The 17,367-nt window shown below is 41.5% G+C and carries 18 protein-coding genes; 17 read left to right on the top strand and 1 reads right to left on the bottom strand.

The window, feature by feature from the left end:
- The first annotated feature begins 93 nt into the window (after positions 1–93).
- The 3 genes from E0H82_RS03900 (at position 94) to E0H82_RS03890 (ending at position 3,631) form a co-directional block, all read left to right on the top strand.
- Positions 94–597 (top strand): terminase small subunit, encoded by a 504-nt coding sequence (locus tag E0H82_RS03900; protein ID WP_131263210.1) that lies wholly within the window; start codon positions 94–96, stop codon positions 595–597.
- A complete protein-coding gene (locus E0H82_RS03895) occupies positions 590–2,563 on the top strand; it encodes a phage terminase large subunit family protein (protein ID WP_213073955.1) in 1,974 nt (657 codons plus the stop codon). The genes E0H82_RS03900 and E0H82_RS03895 overlap by 8 nt, the downstream gene beginning before the upstream one ends.
- Before the next feature lie 366 nt (positions 2,564–2,929).
- Entirely contained in the window at positions 2,930–3,631 is a 702-nt protein-coding gene (locus E0H82_RS03890) for a hypothetical protein (protein ID WP_131263206.1), read from the top strand.
- Positions 3,632–3,813: 182 nt separating this feature from the next.
- Here E0H82_RS03890 and E0H82_RS03885 read toward each other — a convergent pair whose 3' ends face one another.
- Positions 3,814–4,296 (bottom strand): Arc family DNA-binding protein, encoded by a 483-nt coding sequence (locus E0H82_RS03885; protein WP_131263204.1) that lies wholly within the window; start codon positions 4,294–4,296, stop codon positions 3,814–3,816.
- 161 nt (positions 4,297–4,457) lie between these two features.
- Here E0H82_RS03885 and E0H82_RS03880 point away from each other — a divergent pair, with 161 nt between their 5' ends.
- From E0H82_RS03880 to E0H82_RS03805, 14 genes are all read left to right on the top strand, one after another.
- On the top strand, positions 4,458–5,321 hold the full coding sequence (locus E0H82_RS03880; RefSeq protein WP_131263202.1) for an ORF6N domain-containing protein: 864 nt from the start codon (positions 4,458–4,460) through the stop codon (positions 5,319–5,321).
- A gap of 335 nt (positions 5,322–5,656) precedes the next feature.
- On the top strand, positions 5,657–6,196 hold the full coding sequence (locus E0H82_RS03875; RefSeq protein WP_131263200.1) for a hypothetical protein: 540 nt from the start codon (positions 5,657–5,659) through the stop codon (positions 6,194–6,196).
- 6 nt (positions 6,197–6,202) lie between these two features.
- Positions 6,203–7,765 (top strand): phage portal protein, encoded by a 1,563-nt coding sequence (locus tag E0H82_RS03870; protein WP_131263198.1) that lies wholly within the window; start codon positions 6,203–6,205, stop codon positions 7,763–7,765.
- Positions 7,765–9,756, top strand: a complete 1,992-nt coding sequence (locus E0H82_RS03865) for a phage major capsid protein (RefSeq protein WP_131263196.1) — start codon at positions 7,765–7,767, stop codon at positions 9,754–9,756. Before E0H82_RS03870 ends, E0H82_RS03865 begins: the two co-directional genes overlap by 1 nt.
- A 51-nt stretch (positions 9,757–9,807) precedes the next feature.
- The gene (locus E0H82_RS03860) at positions 9,808–10,098 is read left to right on the top strand and encodes a hypothetical protein (RefSeq protein WP_131263194.1); all 291 of its coding nucleotides are present in this window, start codon (positions 9,808–9,810) and stop codon (positions 10,096–10,098) included.
- 5 nt (positions 10,099–10,103) lie between these two features.
- Positions 10,104–10,427 carry a head-tail joining protein gene (locus tag E0H82_RS03855; RefSeq protein WP_131263192.1) on the top strand — a complete coding sequence of 108 codons (324 nt, stop codon included), beginning with the start codon at positions 10,104–10,106 and terminating at the stop codon, positions 10,425–10,427.
- A complete protein-coding gene (locus E0H82_RS03850) occupies positions 10,420–10,938 on the top strand; it encodes a hypothetical protein (RefSeq protein ID WP_131263190.1) in 519 nt (172 codons plus the stop codon). The genes E0H82_RS03855 and E0H82_RS03850 overlap by 8 nt, the downstream gene beginning before the upstream one ends.
- Positions 10,923–11,501, top strand: coding sequence for a hypothetical protein (locus E0H82_RS03845; RefSeq protein ID WP_131263188.1), 579 nt, complete (start codon positions 10,923–10,925; stop codon positions 11,499–11,501). Before E0H82_RS03850 ends, E0H82_RS03845 begins: the two co-directional genes overlap by 16 nt.
- Positions 11,498–12,121, top strand: a complete 624-nt coding sequence (locus E0H82_RS03840) for a phage baseplate assembly protein V (RefSeq protein ID WP_131263185.1) — start codon at positions 11,498–11,500, stop codon at positions 12,119–12,121. The genes E0H82_RS03845 and E0H82_RS03840 overlap by 4 nt, the downstream gene beginning before the upstream one ends.
- The gene (locus E0H82_RS03835; protein WP_228258620.1) at positions 12,121–12,459 is read left to right on the top strand and encodes a GPW/gp25 family protein; all 339 of its coding nucleotides are present in this window, start codon (positions 12,121–12,123) and stop codon (positions 12,457–12,459) included. Before E0H82_RS03840 ends, E0H82_RS03835 begins: the two co-directional genes overlap by 1 nt.
- Positions 12,456–13,433: a baseplate assembly protein gene (locus E0H82_RS03830; protein WP_131263183.1), complete on the top strand. Its 978-nt coding sequence runs from the start codon at positions 12,456–12,458 to the stop codon at positions 13,431–13,433. Before E0H82_RS03835 ends, E0H82_RS03830 begins: the two co-directional genes overlap by 4 nt.
- On the top strand, positions 13,430–13,960 hold the full coding sequence (locus E0H82_RS03825; protein ID WP_131263181.1) for a phage tail protein I: 531 nt from the start codon (positions 13,430–13,432) through the stop codon (positions 13,958–13,960). Before E0H82_RS03830 ends, E0H82_RS03825 begins: the two co-directional genes overlap by 4 nt.
- Complete coding sequence (locus E0H82_RS16660; RefSeq protein ID WP_228258619.1) at positions 13,957–16,881, top strand: phage tail protein; 2,925 nt, start codon at positions 13,957–13,959, stop codon at positions 16,879–16,881. The genes E0H82_RS03825 and E0H82_RS16660 overlap by 4 nt, the downstream gene beginning before the upstream one ends.
- Positions 16,881–17,294, top strand: a complete 414-nt coding sequence (locus E0H82_RS03805) for a hypothetical protein (protein ID WP_131263179.1) — start codon at positions 16,881–16,883, stop codon at positions 17,292–17,294. Before E0H82_RS16660 ends, E0H82_RS03805 begins: the two co-directional genes overlap by 1 nt.
- The last annotated feature ends 73 nt before the right edge of the window (positions 17,295–17,367 follow it).

Below are 17,367 nucleotides of genomic sequence, written 5' to 3'. Positions count from 1 at the left end.
AAAGACCTCGCAGGATTCCATATCTGCGTGAATTTTAAAATCGCACCAAACTACTATATCTCACATAAAAAATGGGTTGGAAATTGAGTTTAAATGGCGGATTCAAAAAAGGGTCAGATCGTAAATAGGACGGGGCTTTCAGACGTTTTTGGAGTTGCCTTAACCACGATTGATTCTTGGGTTCGTCAGGACTGTCCAGTTGTAGTCCGAGGGCGTGGAAAAGGGCAAGAATGGCAGTTTAATACAGCGCATATTGCCAAGTGGTTACAAGATAAGGCAGCCGATGAAGCTACAGGTGAAATCCCTGATGACATCAATCTTTTAAAAATAAGAAAAGCCAAAGCAGAAACAGAATTGGCTGAGTTAGAGCTAGCCGAAAAAAAAGGTGAAGTTGCCTTGATCGCTGAATTTGAACGTGCTCAATCTATAGTCTTCGGTACCATCCGTTCAAACATGATGAATATCCCACAGCGTGCAGTCCTACAACTACTCGGTGAAACTGATGCACGTGTCTTTAAGGAAAAACTTAAGGCAGAAATCGTACTTGCTTTAGAGTCAGCGGCAGATGCTGAATTCGAGGAAGATGAAGATGTCTGATTTATCCATATTCAGTAATTTTTATTCAGTGATTGATGCATTGAAGCGTTCAATGTCTCATCTTGTCCCGCCTGCAGAAATCAAGCCAAGTGAATGGGCAGAGAAAAACATTAAGATCCCTGTGGGGAATGCGATACCAGGTCCGATTAATTTTGATAATGCACCCTATCAACGAGGCATGATTGATGCCATCAAAGAATATGGAGTTCGCCGTATTACTTACATGACTGGGGCACAGCTTGGGAAAACCACCATTCAGCAATGTGCCACCGGTTATTTTATTGCACATGAACCCAAATCACAGATCTTCGTGCAACCGACTCAAGGTGATGTTCAGACCTTCCTAGAAACCAAGCTTCGTCCAATGATTGAAGCGAATAAATCGATTGCCCAAAAGATGGCAAAGCCTCGCAGCCGTGATGGTGTGAATAACAGCCGTATGATTTCCTATATTGGTGGCTGGCTGATGTTTTCATGGGCGGGATCTCCTAAGACTTTACGGTCAAGATCTGCACCTATTACCCATGCTGATGAAATTGATGGAATGGAGGCAACAGCCGAGGGAGATCCAATTGAATTATTGGCCCAGCGTTCTGCAACTTTTGGTGATCAAGCCTTAAGAACCGAATCCAGTACACCTACAGTTAAAGGTGCCAGTCGGGTTGAATCAGCTTATTATCGCGGGGATCGTCGCCGCTATTATGTGCCATGTCCTAAGTGTGGTGAAGCTCAATACCTGAAATGGGAAAATGTGTGGTGGGATGGTCGCAGATCTACCAATATTCAAGATGCACGCGAAGATGTTGATCAACAACACTTAACCGAGACCGCAGGTTATCGTTGTGAATGTTGTAATGAGGTGTGGTCTGATGGTGAACGGATTGCTGCCATTCGCAATGCTGAAAAACTAGGTCACGGATGGAAAGCTGAATTGCCATTTAAAGGGCATATTAGTTTTCATGCACCAGAGATGCTGTCTACCTTTCGTAAGATGTCAGATATTGTGCAGTCTTACTTGGATAAGTTGGCACTGGATGATTTGCAGGTATTTGTGAATGTGTCCTTAGGGGAAACTTTTGAGGAAAATGCAGATAAGGTAGATTCTGAGTCTTTGCAAGCCCGAGCAGAAGAATATAAAGCCACTGTACCCGTGGGTGGGGTCTATCTCACTTGTGGTATTGATATGCAGATGGATCGGCTAGAGCTCGAGATTGTCGCATGGGGTGTGGGTGAGGAAAGTTGGTCCATTGATTATCGGGTGTTATGGGGTGATCCACTCGGTGATGAAGTTTGGCAAGACTTGGACGATGTTTTGGAAGAAACTTACATGCATGAGTCTGGGGCTCAACTGAGTATTTCATCTGCTTGTTTAGATACAGGGGGTACCAATGGTTATACCCAAGCAGCTTATGAGTATGTGAAGAGCCGTCGAAATAGGAAATTGTTTGCGATTAAGGGGCGTGGTGGCTGGGGATTGCCAATTGTGCAAAGCCCGCAACGTAAACAGTCAGGTAAGGATAAGCGTAAAATTGACCTGTTTATTGTGGGAACGGATGAAGCCAAACTGGTGGTATCTCGCCGTTTAACCTTAGACAAAGGTGGTCCTGGTTATTGTCATTTCCCAATTCAACGTGAGACTGAATGGTATAAGCAAATTACTGCGGAAAAATTGGTACTGAGATATATCAAAGGTCAGCCGATACGTGAATGGCATAAACCAGATCGTGCACGGAACGAGGGCTTGGATTGTCGTGTTTATGCTTTGGCGGCATTAAAAATTATGCAGCCAAACCTGAAGCGGATTTCTGAGCGATTGCAGCAGCAGGATGTTGAAGCACCAAAAGAACAAGAGCCTCCACAAGTGAAAAATGTTGCCAAAGTTGTTGTGCGTAAGCGGACTAGCTCAACTGTAGAAAAATCGACTACGGTTGTTAAAAAGAAGAAGGTGTTTGGGAATAGGAAGTAAGTGAAAAACTGAATAAGGAAAAATTGATTTGTTTTTTCTAGGCTAGACCAATGGTTTTCGCTTAGATAGCAAAAAGCCAAGAATTCGCAGTTCTTGGCTTTTTTGTTTCCAACCCTTAACAACAATAAGGATCAGAACATAGATGAATTTTAATCTAAATTTGAAGGTAGATAAAGTGATGGAGTTATTTGCTAAATATAAATCGTTACGATTGATGTTCTATTCGATGGTCTGGGTCGCTTTTATTTATTCTTTGGCTCGATTGTTGGAAGTAATACGTTGGTGGTAAGAGGTCTGAGTAGAATTTTTGAGCCAAATGGTGTATTTATGTCTGCAATAACATTGGCTTAGATGGCTTACCTTATAATGTACAAAATTATCTTCACTTTACTTTTATGCTGCTGTGCTACGGCTTATGGAGCAGAAGTAGATAACGCTTTACTTAAGAAAAACTTAGAAGCGGCAAACTTGCAAATTGAAGTTTTAAAAGCTCAAGTTGAAGTGATGAAAAGTTATCAAGATAAGTTTCTTTCTACGGTTTATTGGTCATTAGGCGGAGTCCTTGGAATAGTAGTTTTATTAGTCGGTTACAACTGGTTTACTAATTTTAAAAACCAAGAAAAAGAAATTCAGACTCTGAAAAATTATGTAGAAAAAGAATTCAGACAAAAGAAAATTGAGTTAGAGGGTAGCATTGGTCAAGAAATTAAAGATATTTGGCGGGAAGAGAGTAAAAGTTTGTGGTTCGAAGTTAATGAACTTCAGTATCAATTTTATTTAGCGAAATTTAATGAATATAAAAGTGATCAAATTTATTCACTTAGTATAAGTCAAATTAAACTAATGATCAGTATCAGCAAAAAAATGAAATATGAGTTTCGAGTAAAGAAAGGATTAGATTATTTGGTAAATGTGTTGGAATTGACTTTGAGTGAAAAACGTAAAAGTATAATGACTACTGATCTGGTTTCTATAGTAGAAGAAATTTTATCGATGGCGGGTGATGAATATGCTCCTATAAAAAGAAGAGCAAATGACTTAATTTCTAAAATCCATGATTTAAATTAATATTCAAAATAAGCCAATTTTATTCTTTTATTTAAATTTTTCATAAATAATATAGTAGTTTTTCACATTACAAATCTTAGATTATCTTCGTGTGAACGATATCTCCCCCTTTAGATTACTCTGCGAGATCAGGGGAGATCAACTTTCATTCTTTTACATGACTACTTATAAGAAATAGTGAATTAGTCATTAATACTACTTCGTAGCATAGGCAGGAAGTATAGTTTTTCTAATATTCTACTTAAGTGATTGATTGTGTAAGCACCATCAGGAAAAGCATTATTGTTCTTAATTATATATTCTGCACTGTCACTAAAAAATCTTATACCATCTTCAATTTTTTCTACGCCAAGATTTTTTCTATTGCTGGGATCTCTATATAAAAAAAGTTCAAATGCTTGCTCAACACCTTTAATTGTTGGTTGTCTAAAGCCGTGTACTGTTCCATGTATTTCCACTTCAGGGTCTTGAATTAGGGCTGAAGCTAAGATACAGGCAAATTCATGTGCTTTTGCTTCTATTAACTCCTTATTAATCCATTTTGATTGTTCAAGTCGATAAACTACTTCACCATTAATAGTCCGATGGTTATTTTTAGCTTGTTCTTCGATGTACTCTTTTAACTCTTGAGTAACTCTAAGTTTAAGTTGAGCATCTTCTGACATGATTTATCTCCAAAGTTGATACAAATAAAATAACACATTGACCTTTGAACCACAATGGTTTAGATTTGAACCAATTTACAGGAAATTGTAAATTCAATAAAAAGCCTCGCTGTCCGTGGAAAGAAAACGAGGCCCGTGCCTAAATCAATGGAGATATAGACATGTCAAGTCTAGCACAAATCAATACGACAGAAATAGCAGTTGTAAATTTCAAGTCTGTTCCAGTAGTTACAACCGAAATGCTTGCAAGTTTTTATGGAACAGAAACTATACGTATTCAACAAAATCATTCGAGAAACTTAAAACACTTTGTTGAAGGTAAGCATTTTTTTAAGTTAATTGGAGAAGAATTAAGAAACTTCAAAAAAGCAGTAACTAGCTTCAAGATAGTTAGTCAAAATGCTAAACATTTAGTGCTATGGACAGAACGCGGTGCAGCCCGTCATGCAAAAATGCTCGATACAGACCAAGCATGGGAAGTATTTGAACAACTCGAAGACTGCTATTTCCACCGCCAAGACATCTTAGCGAAAACACATAAGTCAGATCGCTCACCACTCAACGATGCTGTAAATATGTTGGTGGCAAAAACCAAACATCTTAACTTTAGCGAAGCCTATAAATTAGTACATCAAAGATTCAACGTTCAGCATATTGAAGATATTCCATTTGAAACAATACCTGTCGCCGTGGAATATGTACATCACTTGGTTGCTATGTTTAGCCAAGCAGACAAAAACCAACATACAAATGCAAAAAATATAGATGCCGTTGCACGCCACATGCTTTGGCTAAACCATTGGTGGTCAGAGTTTGGTGCGACAATAAGAAAGCTCAGTCCGACAATGGGGCATGGCATACATGACCACTTTACGTTTGGTGCAGAAGATGCCCGACAAATTGTAGGGCGTGAAGTATATATGCCTATTTTTGAACTTGCCCAAAAACACAACTGGCACAAAGGCGGATTGGGTTTTAAACAGCTACAAGCGTGTGGAGCGATCAACTACAGCGTTAAATCGTGAAAAACTGAATAATGAACTAAGTTTTTACTTTATCTAACCTCGCATTATGCGGGGTTTTTTATTGCCCTAGAAAAGACAAAAGCCCATGACGGCAATCATGAGCTTTCTGTTTAACCCACTAACAGCACTAGAGGATTAAAACTTAGATGAATTTTAACCTAAATTTAAGGGTTGATAAAGCAATGGATAAGTTATCTGAAAGTAGAACATTAAGGGTATGGACCTACATCATCGGGTGTTTGGTGATTATTGGAATACTCTTTCTGCAAGCTGCACCAATTCTAGCTTCGATAGCAAAAATTATTGAAGTGATTGGATAAGGATAGCCACAATAAATGACCTACTTTCCAAAACAAATTACCGGAGGTCTCACCTTTAACTTTAAGGTGAATCTGACGGCTTATCCTGCCTCAAGTGGTTGGTCTCTTGTTGCTTATTTACGTGGCGAGTCTGTCATTGATCTACAGTCACAGGCAGATGGTAACCAACATGTTTTTAATATCTCCGCTGAAATCACAAAAACTTATACCGCAGGTCATTACGGCTATTCACTTCGCGCAATCCATACATCAGGCACAGTGGATGAGCTTGAGTCAGGTGTGGTTGAGATTAAAGCAGACCTTGCCTCTCTATCGGGATCTTCCGACTTAAGAAGTCATGCTCAAAAAACCTTATCTGCTTTGGAAGCTGTGATTGAAGGTCGTGCAAGTTTAGACCAAGAACGTTATCGCATTAATAACCGTGAGCTTTACCGCACCCCTATGGAAACGCTGATTAAATTGCGTAACCAGTACCGTGCTGAAGTTTCGCAGGAACGCGCCAAAGCTTCGGGAAAAAGTGTGTTTGGTCAGGTTATACGGGTCAAATTGGGGTAATTACTAGTGCTGAATATTTTGAAACGTCAAATTGCTGAAGTCCCGAATGTAACTCAGATTAACAGTCATGAGTCTGTGGTGAAAAAGGGCAGCCGAGTATTTAGTAATGCCATGCGTTGGTTTAAAGCGGGTGTGAATGATCGATTAACTTCGGCTTGGCCATCTACGCCGTTACCTGCAGATTTAATTGTCGAACGGTACCAGCGCACCCTAGTTGCACGTAGTCGAGAGCAATGTGCCAATAATGATTATGGTCGTAATTATCTACGTTTAACCCATCAGAATATTGTGGGGCCACAAGGGGTCACGCTTCAGGCACAGATCCGTAATGGGCAAGGGAAATTAGACAATAAGCTGTGTGATGCGGTTGAGCAGGAATGGGCGAATTGGAATAAAAAGCATTATTGTGACATTCAGGGCAAAAAGTCTTGGCGTTCTATTCAACGCTCTTGTGTGATTTCGGCTGCCAAAGATGGTGAATTCTTTGTGCGTATTATTCGCGGTGCTGATGCTGGGGATTATGGTTTTGCTGTGCAAATGATTGATGCACAGCGTTGCCCGATCATGTATAGCGCAAAGCTTTCAGGCGGTCGATTTATTCGTCAGGGCATTGAGTTTAATCAATTTGGGCGTCCGATCGCTTATTACTTCGATAGTGATTCAGAAGAAGAAAAACAATATCGCTTTGGTTCTGGCAATTATATCCGTGTACCTGCTGAGCAAATCATTCATGGCTATTTAGAAGAAATTGTTGGTCAAAAGCGTGGCTTACCTTGGACAGCGACAAGTCTGTTCCGCATGAAACAGCTTTCCGAATTTGAAGATAGTGCGATTACCAATGCACGGATCTCCGCCAATAAGATGGGCTTTATTCAATGGAAAGAAGGGCGTGGACCAGAATTCGATCCTGAAGAAGATGAGATCATCATTGAAAGCCAGGCGGGTGAATTTCCAGTTTTGCCAGATGGCGCTGAACTTAAAGAGTGGTCTCCCAATTATCCAACAGGTGAATTTTTGCCATTTCATAAAGCTATGCTGCGTTCAATGGCTGCTGGTATGGGTGTGCTTTATAACAATCTAGCTTCTGATCTTGAAGGTGTGAATTTTTCCAGTATTCGCCAAGGCACTTTAGATGAGCGCGAGCACTGGAAAGAACTTCAACAATGGTTAATCGAGGCTTTAATAGAACCTGTTTATTACGCGTGGCTTGAATATGCCTTGCTGAAGGGAGTGATTAAGAAAGGCAATGTGTCGTTAAAGGCAGTGGATATTGAACGCTACACCCAAGTGAGTTGGCAACCACGCCGTTGGGCTTGGATTGATCCATCAGCCGATGTGACTGCAGCTGAAAAATCGAAGAACAACATGCTCACTTCTGCAGGGGCAATTATTCGTGAACAAGGCAAAGATCCACAAACGGTATGGGCTGAAATTGCACGAGATACCCGGGCCATGATTGATGAATTGGTGGCGCAGGATATTAGTAAAGAAATCGCTGAAGAAATGGTTTTAGCCAGTATGGGGCATAAACAAACGACAGGGGTCGGAAGACCTAAAGAGGGTATGTAATGAATATTCGTAGAACAAATATGTCAATCGCTTTGGCAGGGATGTCCTTTACCCGTGATGCTGCTCAAACTAAGCCTTTACCTGACTTCAATAAAGACAAACTGGTGCGTAACTATATCGTTGATGATTTCAAAGTCGATTTGGAAAAGCGCACGGTCGAGCTTTCATTCTCGAGTGAAACAGAGGTAGGTCGTTGGTTTGGTATAGAAATTCTGGATCATAGCCAAGGGGCAATTGATTTTACACGCTTGCATAGCCGTGCACCGTTTTTGATGGATCACAATTCCCGTGATCAGGTCGGTGTGGTTGAAAGTGCATGGTTGGATCAGTCTCAACGGAAAGGGCGTGCCTTAGTCCGTTTGAGTAAGTCTGCACGTGGTGAGGAAATCCTTCAGGACATTAACGATTTAATCCGAACCAATATCAGTGTGGGTTACACCATTCAGAAAGCCATTCTAAAAGAGCAGCGTGAACATGACGATGTTTATTTAATTACTGGGTGGCAGCCTTATGAAATCTCATGTGTTTCTATTCCTGCTGATACCAATGTCGGTGTGGGGCGTTCGAGTGAAAAACTGAATAATGAAAATATTCCTGCCGTTCCACAAAATGAGCCTATAGCAATTATTCCAACGAATCAGCAAAGAGCAAAACGTATGAATTGGGACTACTTTACAGATGCACAAGGCAACCAAGTTCGTCAGCGCCTCAATGAAAATGGCGAGCGCTATGGCGATATTGAAATGGTACGTGCAGCAGGTGACACCGCTGAACGTGGTGCAGAAACGGAACGTAAACGTGTTAGTGAACTGATGCAATTGGGCGAGCGTTTTGGTGCAAGTGATTTGGTGCGTCAATACATCGATGAGAAAAAATCGCCAGCTGAACTTCAGAATGCAATTTTAGAGCGTATGCATGGTGACCAGGGGAAACCCATTACGGAACAACCCAAAAGCAACAATGCCAATATCGGTCTTACGGGTGATGAAGCGCGTTCATTCAGTTTAATGCGTGCTGTACGTGCCATGTTGCCAAATGCAACGCAGGCAGACCGAGAGGCAGCTGCATTTGAACTTGAATGTTCAGAAGCAGCACAAAAGGCTTATGGTCGTTCTGCTCAAGGAATTTTAGTTCCTGCAGATGTGCTTAGCCGTGTGTTTGAAGTTGGAACTTCTCAGAATGGTGCGACCTTGGTGGGAACTGACCACCGCGCGGATATGTTCATTGAAATGCTGCGTAATCGTTCAACCATTATGAACCTAGGTTTCATTATGGATGGCTTGGTCGGTGATGCTGAGATTCCTAAACAAACAGGTGGTGCAACTGCCTATTGGTTGGGTGAAGAGGAAGATGTGCCAGCATCAAGCCCTGCAACAGGTCAATTAAAACTTAGCCCTAAAACTGTGGGTGGTCGAGTTGAGATCAGCCGTAAGTTGATGCAACAAAGTTCGCCTGCTGCGGAACAATTAGTCTGGAATGACTTAAACCGTGCCTTGGCTTTGAAAATTGATAAAGCGGCCTATTACGGCACGGGAGGAGACAATCAGCCACTCGGCTTAAAAAATATCTCGGGTGTCAATGCCGTGAGCTTTGCAGCCGTGAATCCAACCTTTGCTGAATTGGTGCAAATGGAATCGGAAATTGCTTCAGACAATGCCGATGTTGATCGTATGTCTTATGTGATTAACGCTGCAATGCGCGGGAATTTTAAAACTTCTGCAAAATTCGGATCTGGTACGGAAAGTACGATTTGGGAACCAGGTAATACCGTGAATGGCTACCGCACTGAGGTGACCAATCAAATTGAAGCAGGTGATGTGTTCTTCGGTAACTTTGCAGACTTGATCATTGCAATGTGGGGCGGTTTGGATCTAACCATCGATCCATATTCTTTAAGTTCAAAGGGTGGTTTACGCATTGTGGGCTTCCAAGATGTGGACTTTGTTTTACGTAATACAGAATCCATTTGTTACGGCAAAAAAACTGTCTAATTGATCAGCCACTGCGGTGGCTTTCTTCTCTAATTTTGTGAGCATATATCCATGAAAACAAATGTCGTAATTGCCTTAACTTCTGCAGTAGTGATTGAAGGTGAAATTCGTAAAAAAGGCGATGAAGTTGAAGTCTCGCATGCATTGGCGCAAGACCTGTTACGCCGTGGTCGTGGCACCTTGGTTGAGGGTGATGATGAAGGGCAAGAAGTTGATTTGGCTAAGTTGAACAAAGCCCAGTTGGTTGAGTTCGCTTTGCATGAATATGAAATTGAGCTAGATGCTGCATTGACCAAAGAAAAAATGATTGAAGCGATTCAAGCTGCTGCTGAAGCCGAGTAAAGCCTATGCCAAGTTGGGAAAACCTCGATGTATTTTTGCAATTAGATGATGTGGGTGGTTTTGGTACCACAGCAACCTTGCAATTTACAGATGGGTCGGAGCATTCAGTCAAAGGTATTTTTGATGAGCCTTATTTGAATGCCCAACTTGGCGAATATGAAATTGATGAGGCTCAACCGCGTTTTACCTGTAAAGCAGCAGATGTTGCTGGGGTGAAACGTGGAGATTATTTACTGTTTGCTGATGGTCAAAAATACTTTGTGATGGGCTACCCGCAACAGGATGGTACGGGGATGGCTGTTCTGAAGTTGGAAACCGCACGTGATTAGATTAAATGTCGAATTGCAGGGTATTCAAGCAGTTATCGATGAATTAGAACCCACTGAAAAGCAAGCTGAAAAAGCCATGCAACGTACCTTAAACCGCATGGCGAAATGGCTACAAACCCGTACAGCACGGGGCTTGAGTAAAGAACTGGAAATGTCACAACGAATTATTCGTAGACGTTTAAAAAAGAGCAGCATTTTAAAGACTTCGACAGGCTATTCGATCAAGTTGTTTTACGGTCTGAATGATGTAGACCTGATTCACTTGAGTCCAAGACAAACCAGAAAAGGTATCACAGCGGGAAAGCGTAAAGTGAATGGGGCTTTTATAGCGAAGTCTAAACATCAAGTGTTTAAGCGGATTGGCAAATCCAGATTACCAATTGAAAAGCAGTCCGAAGCAATTAAAGCCAAAGCGGATGCTTATTTAGAAGGGGCTGAGTTTAATTCAGTCGATTTTCATGAACAGTTTTTTAAAACCTTGGAGCATGAATTGAAATGGTTGATGCGATAACTGGGGTGGATCTTGATCAATTACATGATGTGATTGAAGCAAAATTACGGACTCAATTTCCTGCATTTAAATTGGTGCAGTTTTATCGGGATGAGGAAGAGCGCAAAGCACCCGGTCAGCAGGAATTACCTGCATTACTTTTAGAACTGACTAATTTTGATATTGATGTCGATGGTGATGCAGGCACAGAACAGATGCCTTTAACTGCAAAATTTGAAGCACGCATTATCGATACGTTTAATCAGCGCCGCGCCAAGATTAATGTACGTAAACTGGCTGCAGCAGTTGCCCTATATATTTTTAAGAATAAGCATTTTACTGGATTGGGAAAATTTGGTGTGGGTGTGAGCACCGTGGATGACATCACCGAAGATGCCTTTTTTCCTGAGCTTGATCGGCTAGAAGTGTGGCGAGTGGATTTTTCGACACGGCTTGTCGTGGGTGAAAATGTCTGGGTTGAATCAGGTGAAACGCCTATTCCTGTCTTTAGTTATGCCCCTGAAATTGGCTTAGGGCATGAAGAAAAGTATCAAGAATTACAGCTCAATCAGGAGGTGCCATGAGTTATGCCGCAGCGCAAATTGATCGCATCCTCGCGAGTTTGGTTCGCTTTGGGCGCATCGTTACTGTAGATCATAGCCAGGCTGAGGCTACAGTAGATTTTGATGGAGAGTTGGTTGAAGGCATTGTCTGGCTAAAAACGAGGGCAGGAGATGATCGTAGTTGGTCTGCCCCTAGCAAAGATGAATATGTACTCGTTCTTTCTGCCAGTGGAGAATTATCCCAAGGGGTAATTTTAGGTGCTTTGGAGCAAACGAAATTCCCTAATGTGGGTGCGGATGCCAATCCAGTGACGGTTTATAGCGATGGCACCAGAATTCATTATGACAAAAGTAGCCATGTTTTAACGGTGGATTGTAGCGCCTCAAGTGGCACAGTAAATGTGCTGTGTGATCAAGCAAATGTGAAAGCAACTTCATCCGTTTTGTTTGATACACCACAAGGCACTTTCACGGGAAATTTAACTATTGGCGGATCGCTTGGTGTTACTGGGAATTCATCAATGTCTGGAAATGTTGAATTTACAGGCGGTAGCGTTAAACACGGTGGTAAAGAAATTGGGAAAAGCCATACACATAAAGGCGTTCAATCGGGTGGCAGTAATTCAGGAGATGTGAACTGATGACCATGAGCCGAGAAACTGGACGAAGCCTTTCTGAAATAGAGCATCTAAAGCAGTCGGTAGTGGATATTTTGTCTACACCGATTGGGAGTCGTGTCATGCGTCGAGGTTATGGCTCTCGCTTATTTGATCTGATTGATGCACCACTGAACCGCGCAACGCTAATTGATTTATATGCTGCAGTTGCAGAAGCATTAGCCAAGTGGGAAGACCGTATTACCGTGCAGCAGGTGGACGTTACAAGTAGTCAAATTGGGCAAATCACTCTGGCAATTACAGGCATTTATAACATTGATGGTAATCCATTAAGACTAGATGGGATTGTTATTAAAAAATGAATTTAGCAGATTTTAGTGCTTTATCGGCACCAGCTTTAATTACAGAGCTTGATTTTGAAACCATCTACGCAGAGCGCAAGGCTGCATTCTTAGCGCTGTATACCGATGCAACTGCTCAAGCAAAAATGAGTAAAACCTTGGAGCGCGAATCTGATCCTGTGGTGAAACTGCTACAAGAATCGGCCTATCGCGAGGTTTTATTTCGTCAGCAACGCAATGATGATGTAAAGGCTTTATTAGTGTTGTATTCATCTGGCTCCAATCTGGATCAGTTGGTGGTGGATCGGGGATTAAAACGTCTGATTATTACACCTGCAGATAACACTGTTGTGCCACCTGTAGATGCCGTATATGAAAGTGATCATGATTTAAAAGAACGCTATCTATTGGCCATGGATGGTTTAAGTGTCGCAGGTCCAGTATCTTCATATCAGTTTTATGCAGAAAGTGCCGATGGCCGGGTGGGTGATGTTTCGGTAGTGTCACCCCAAGTTGATTTAAGCAATATCGTGCTAGAGAATTTGACAAAAGCCCAGTTGATTCAGCTGATTGGGAACCTGTTCTATCTGGATATTTATATTCTGCAAAATGACTCTGAAACAGGCGTTGCGACTCAAGAATTGATTAATATCGTACAAGTTGCTTTAGATGACGAAAAGGTTCGACCTTGTTGTGATAAGGCGATTGTTAAAAGTGTATCAGTCGTAAATTACAGCATTGTTGCAACAATCTTTGCGAAACAGACTGCCCAAGCTGCGGCAGTTTTGGAGATAGCTCAACAGAACCTACAAAACTATGTGGCTGAGCAAAAGAGGATTGGGCGTAGTATTCGTCGTTCAGCCATTTATGCCGCTTTACATGTAGATGGGATTGAGCATGTTGATATCACGTCACCTGCTGCGGATATTGTGATTGATGCTACCCAAGCGGGGCATTGCACCAACATTGATATTTCTGTGGAGGCATACGAATGAGTCTCTTACCTGTCAATGCAACAGATCTAGAACGCAAACTTGAGCAAACCACACAGCAGGAAACACTTTTAGAGCAACGCCTTACCAAGTTGATCAATATTGATCAAATCCCTGATCGGTTCTTAGATGTATTAGCGATTCAGTTTTCGATAGATTATTGGCGCTATGACTGGGCACCTTCACTCAAACGTGCTCGATTAAAACAAGCCTTTGAACAACATAAGAAAAAGGGGACGCCCTATTCCATTAAATCGGCACTGATACCCTTTGGCTATGAAGTGAGTTTGGTTGAGTGGTGGCAAACAGAACCCAAGGGAATACCAGGAACATTTTATCTGGAATTAGATTTGGTTGGTCGACCTTTGGATGAAAGTTTATTTAAAGAAGTGAATCGCTTGGTTGATGAAACTAAACCTGCTTCAAGACGTTTAAGCAGATTAACAATTTCTGCAAATCCATTATTAAGTTTAAAAAATATCGTAGCGCATCAATCTGCGTATACCTCGGTCAGTGAGCCTAAACCATGAGTGATTATTTTAACGTTACGACAAATAATGGTGATGCTGCGATTGCTGCGGCAATTGCGAATAATACAAAACTGAATATTACGCACGTTGCTTTTGGTGATGGCAATGGGGCCGTACCTACACCTAGCAAAACCAGAACGACCTTAGTAAAGGAAGTGCATCGTCAAGCAGTCAGTAAATATAGTATTCATCCTACGGTGTTGAACTGGCTGACTGTTGAAGCAATTATTCCTTCTGATATCGGTGGGTTTTGGATTCGTGAAATTGGCTTGATTGCGAATAATGTTTTGATTTCACATGGCTCACATGCACCATTTTTTAAAGTTGCTGAAACCAATGGGGTGAGTGAATTTCGCCTGAAATATACCATTGATATTCAAGATGGTTCGGTCGTCAGTCTTATTTTGGATGAATCCTTAATTTATGCAACTCAAGCTTGGGTTAATGAGAATTATATCCGTCGTAATGAATTGGTGGATAACCTGACCACCAATGATTCAACGAAACCGTTGACTGCCAAGCAAGGTAAAGCACTTCAAGATAATAAATTAGATAAGACTGCAAATGCTGTAAGCGCTGAAAAACTGAGATTATCGGGCGATAAACACCTGACAAGTACAACATCAGGTTGGGTGAAGTTTGCTACCGCTAAAATTCTGCAAAGTGGGGAGAGCGTTCGAATTGAGTTCACAGGTGGTGCTGGCTATAACCAATCAATTCCTACCCAATGTGGGCTACAAACTGTAGTTTTACGTTCAGGCAATGGAACGCCAGCCACTGGCATGAATTGCGTTTGGTATACAGTTGATGGTCTGAATAATTTTTTGAATGTTGGCATAGTTGCTCTTGGTTCAGATAACTATGAAATTTGGATTAATGCGTTAAATTATACCCGTGTTCAATGGGTCGCATTTGTGAGTTTAAACTCACAGCTTGATATTAATCCGCAAGTCGCACAAGTGAACGCTCCCGATAATTTAGTTGGAGCAACAAATTACATTTTGCCACGTATAAGCAGTAATGTTGCTTCTGCAAGTAAATTACAAACAGCTCGAACGGTCAGTTTCTCTGGTGCTGCTACGGGTTCATTCAACTTTGATGGTTCAGCAAACTCATCCTGTATCCTAACTCTTGCCAATTCTGGCGTGGTTGCGGGGACTTATGCATCAACCATCCAAATCCCATCTATTACTGTGAATGACAAAGGGCAAATCACAAGTTTGTCACAACAGAACATCCGTTCAGCTTCAGTTATCCAAAGCGGTGTAGTTCAACTGAATAACACATTGACCAGTACCGCTGCAGATCAAGCCTTAACGGCTGCCCAAGGTAAAGCACTTCAGGACAGCAAATTAGCAAATAGTGCCAATCTGTCAGATTTAGCAGATGCTACAACTGCAAGAACAAATTTAGGGCTGGGTTCAGCAGCAACATATAATATTGGGACTTCTGGGACTGCGGTACCATTACTGAATGCAACAAATAAATGGGCACCTCAATCGATTAGCGCTTCATACCCTTCATTACGTCTCGAACTAGCAAATGTAAATGAGGGTTCAACCAGTAAATGGTGGGGGATTGAAGCTTCAGGTACTGGGGATGCGTCTAGCTGCTATGTATGGAGACGTTCTGAACCAAATAATAATATAGGTCAAATAGTTGTTTATTTCCCTTTAGCATCGGGCACACTTGCGCTGACCAGTTCAGATATTACAGGCAATGCCGCGACTGCAACCAAACTTGCTACAGCACGAACAATTAATGGTGTCAATTTCGATGGCTCAGCAAACATTACAATTGCTGATGGTACAAAGCTTGCTTTGACAGGTGGTACGGTTACAGGTGTAACGACTTTTAATGCCTCAATTACACTTAAAAATGGGATTAATTCTGCCATAGCGGTCAGCTTTCTTAATTCTGGTTCTGCTCAAAATATTAATGTTGGTGGCTTATTAGTATCGAACTCATATTCAGATGCATCATTGGTACCAGTGAATGGGATCTACTCTAAAGGTGATATCAAGACCATTGGGTCTATGTATGCCAACAAATTCGAAGGAGATCTCACAGGCAATGCCGCGACTGCAACTAAACTTGTAGTACCGAAAAATATCAATGGCACCCCATTTGATGGTTCTGCTGATATTAATATTAGTAATCTTCCTACGGATATCACTTTTGGGAACGGTAATACCGAAGGTTATAACTTATTAAAATTCGGCAACTACAATAAAATTTCTGGTGCAGGCTATGCACAATATTTACATACAGGAAAATGGAACAGTACTAATAGACAAATTGGGCTGAGTTTGGCCAACGATCTAGGCGCTACGATTTCTACACTTTTTCTCGGTGAAGATGGTGCGTATTTTCATAACGGCACTGCTTATAAGCTTGCGCGTTTAGTTGACAATGTAGCGAGTGCAACAAAATTAGAAACTGCCCGAACCATTGGCGGAGTCAATTTTGATGGTACGGCCAATATCAATTTACCTGGTGTAAATGCTGTAGGTAATCAGAACACGACTGGCAATGCCGCGACTGCAACCAAACTTGCCACAGCTCGTACTATTGCCCTGACAGGAGCTGTTCAAGGTTCAGCTACTTTTGATGGCTCAGGCAATATTTCTATTGATACGGTTGGCTTAGGTGTTGGTCAGACATGGCAAAATTTAACAGCAAGCCGTTCACTTGCCACAACCTATACAAACTCAACAGGCAAGCCCATTATGGTTTCCGTTAAGTGGGAACAAGGAAACCAGGGGGAAATGACGCTTACAGTTGGTGGAGTTGCTGTAGATCGTGGTCGTCAAAACCAAGTTGGTGGTGGTGCTGCTGTACAAGCGATTGTCCCCACTGGTGCAACTTATAGTGTCACTAGTATTGAAAATAATATTGTTGGTTGGTTGGAGTTACGTTAATGAAATACTTTAAAAACCCTACAGGTGAAGTCTACGCATTCGAAGCAGATGGTTCACAAGATGATTTAATTACTGATGAATTTGTAGCAATGACTTCAGATGAAATTGATCGTCATATCAACCCACAAAACTATCTCAGTGATGAAGAAAAAGAACAGCTTCGACTGGCTCAATTCAAATCACTCACCCGTCGTCAGTTGAAATTGGCATTATTGGAAAATAACCTACTTGAAACCGTCGAGCAGACCATTAATGTAATCGAAGATCCAATCATGAAAACCCGTATTCAAATTGAATATAACGAATCAGAACGCTTTGAACGTACCAATGAGTCAGTTCAATTTATGTTGGGTATTTTGAACCTGAGTACTGAACAAGTAGATGACCTGTGGCAATACGCAATGACCTTATAAAGTGAAAAAGTGAATAATGAAACTTAGGCGCATATCTTAAAGAATAGATCCAAAATCAACCAAGATTCTGGAT

The sequence above is a fragment of the Acinetobacter sp. ANC 4910 genome (genome assembly GCF_004331035.1).
Taxonomy (GTDB): domain Bacteria; phylum Pseudomonadota; class Gammaproteobacteria; order Pseudomonadales; family Moraxellaceae; genus Acinetobacter.
The sequence above is the reverse complement of the archived record's forward strand: the minus strand, read 5'-3'. Positions and strand labels throughout refer to the sequence as shown.

Bases quoted from the DNA above. Each gene is read 5' to 3' on its own strand.
- E0H82_RS03895 (WP_213073955.1), top strand. From the start codon at position 590: ATGTCTGATTTATCCATATTCAGTAATTTTTATTCAGTGATTGATGCA.
- E0H82_RS03865 (WP_131263196.1), top strand. From the start codon at position 7,765: ATGAATATTCGTAGAACAAATATGTCAATCGCTTTGGCAGGGATGTCC.
- E0H82_RS03845 (WP_131263188.1), top strand. From the start codon at position 10,923: ATGGTTGATGCGATAACTGGGGTGGATCTTGATCAATTACATGATGTG.
- E0H82_RS03840 (WP_131263185.1), top strand. From the start codon at position 11,498: ATGAGTTATGCCGCAGCGCAAATTGATCGCATCCTCGCGAGTTTGGTT.
- E0H82_RS03860 (WP_131263194.1), top strand. From the start codon at position 9,808: ATGAAAACAAATGTCGTAATTGCCTTAACTTCTGCAGTAGTGATTGAA.
- E0H82_RS03805 (WP_131263179.1), top strand. From the start codon at position 16,881: ATGAAATACTTTAAAAACCCTACAGGTGAAGTCTACGCATTCGAAGCA.
- E0H82_RS03825 (WP_131263181.1), top strand. From the start codon at position 13,430: ATGAGTCTCTTACCTGTCAATGCAACAGATCTAGAACGCAAACTTGAG.
- E0H82_RS03830 (WP_131263183.1), top strand. From the start codon at position 12,456: ATGAATTTAGCAGATTTTAGTGCTTTATCGGCACCAGCTTTAATTACA.
- E0H82_RS03885 (WP_131263204.1), bottom strand. From the start codon at position 4,296: ATGTCAGAAGATGCTCAACTTAAACTTAGAGTTACTCAAGAGTTAAAA.
- E0H82_RS16660 (WP_228258619.1), top strand. From the start codon at position 13,957: ATGAGTGATTATTTTAACGTTACGACAAATAATGGTGATGCTGCGATT.
- E0H82_RS03900 (WP_131263210.1), top strand. From the start codon at position 94: ATGGCGGATTCAAAAAAGGGTCAGATCGTAAATAGGACGGGGCTTTCA.
- E0H82_RS03835 (WP_228258620.1), top strand. From the start codon at position 12,121: ATGACCATGAGCCGAGAAACTGGACGAAGCCTTTCTGAAATAGAGCAT.
- E0H82_RS03880 (WP_131263202.1), top strand. From the start codon at position 4,458: ATGTCAAGTCTAGCACAAATCAATACGACAGAAATAGCAGTTGTAAAT.
- E0H82_RS03890 (WP_131263206.1), top strand. From the start codon at position 2,930: ATGTACAAAATTATCTTCACTTTACTTTTATGCTGCTGTGCTACGGCT.
- E0H82_RS03855 (WP_131263192.1), top strand. From the start codon at position 10,104: ATGCCAAGTTGGGAAAACCTCGATGTATTTTTGCAATTAGATGATGTG.
- E0H82_RS03875 (WP_131263200.1), top strand. From the start codon at position 5,657: ATGACCTACTTTCCAAAACAAATTACCGGAGGTCTCACCTTTAACTTT.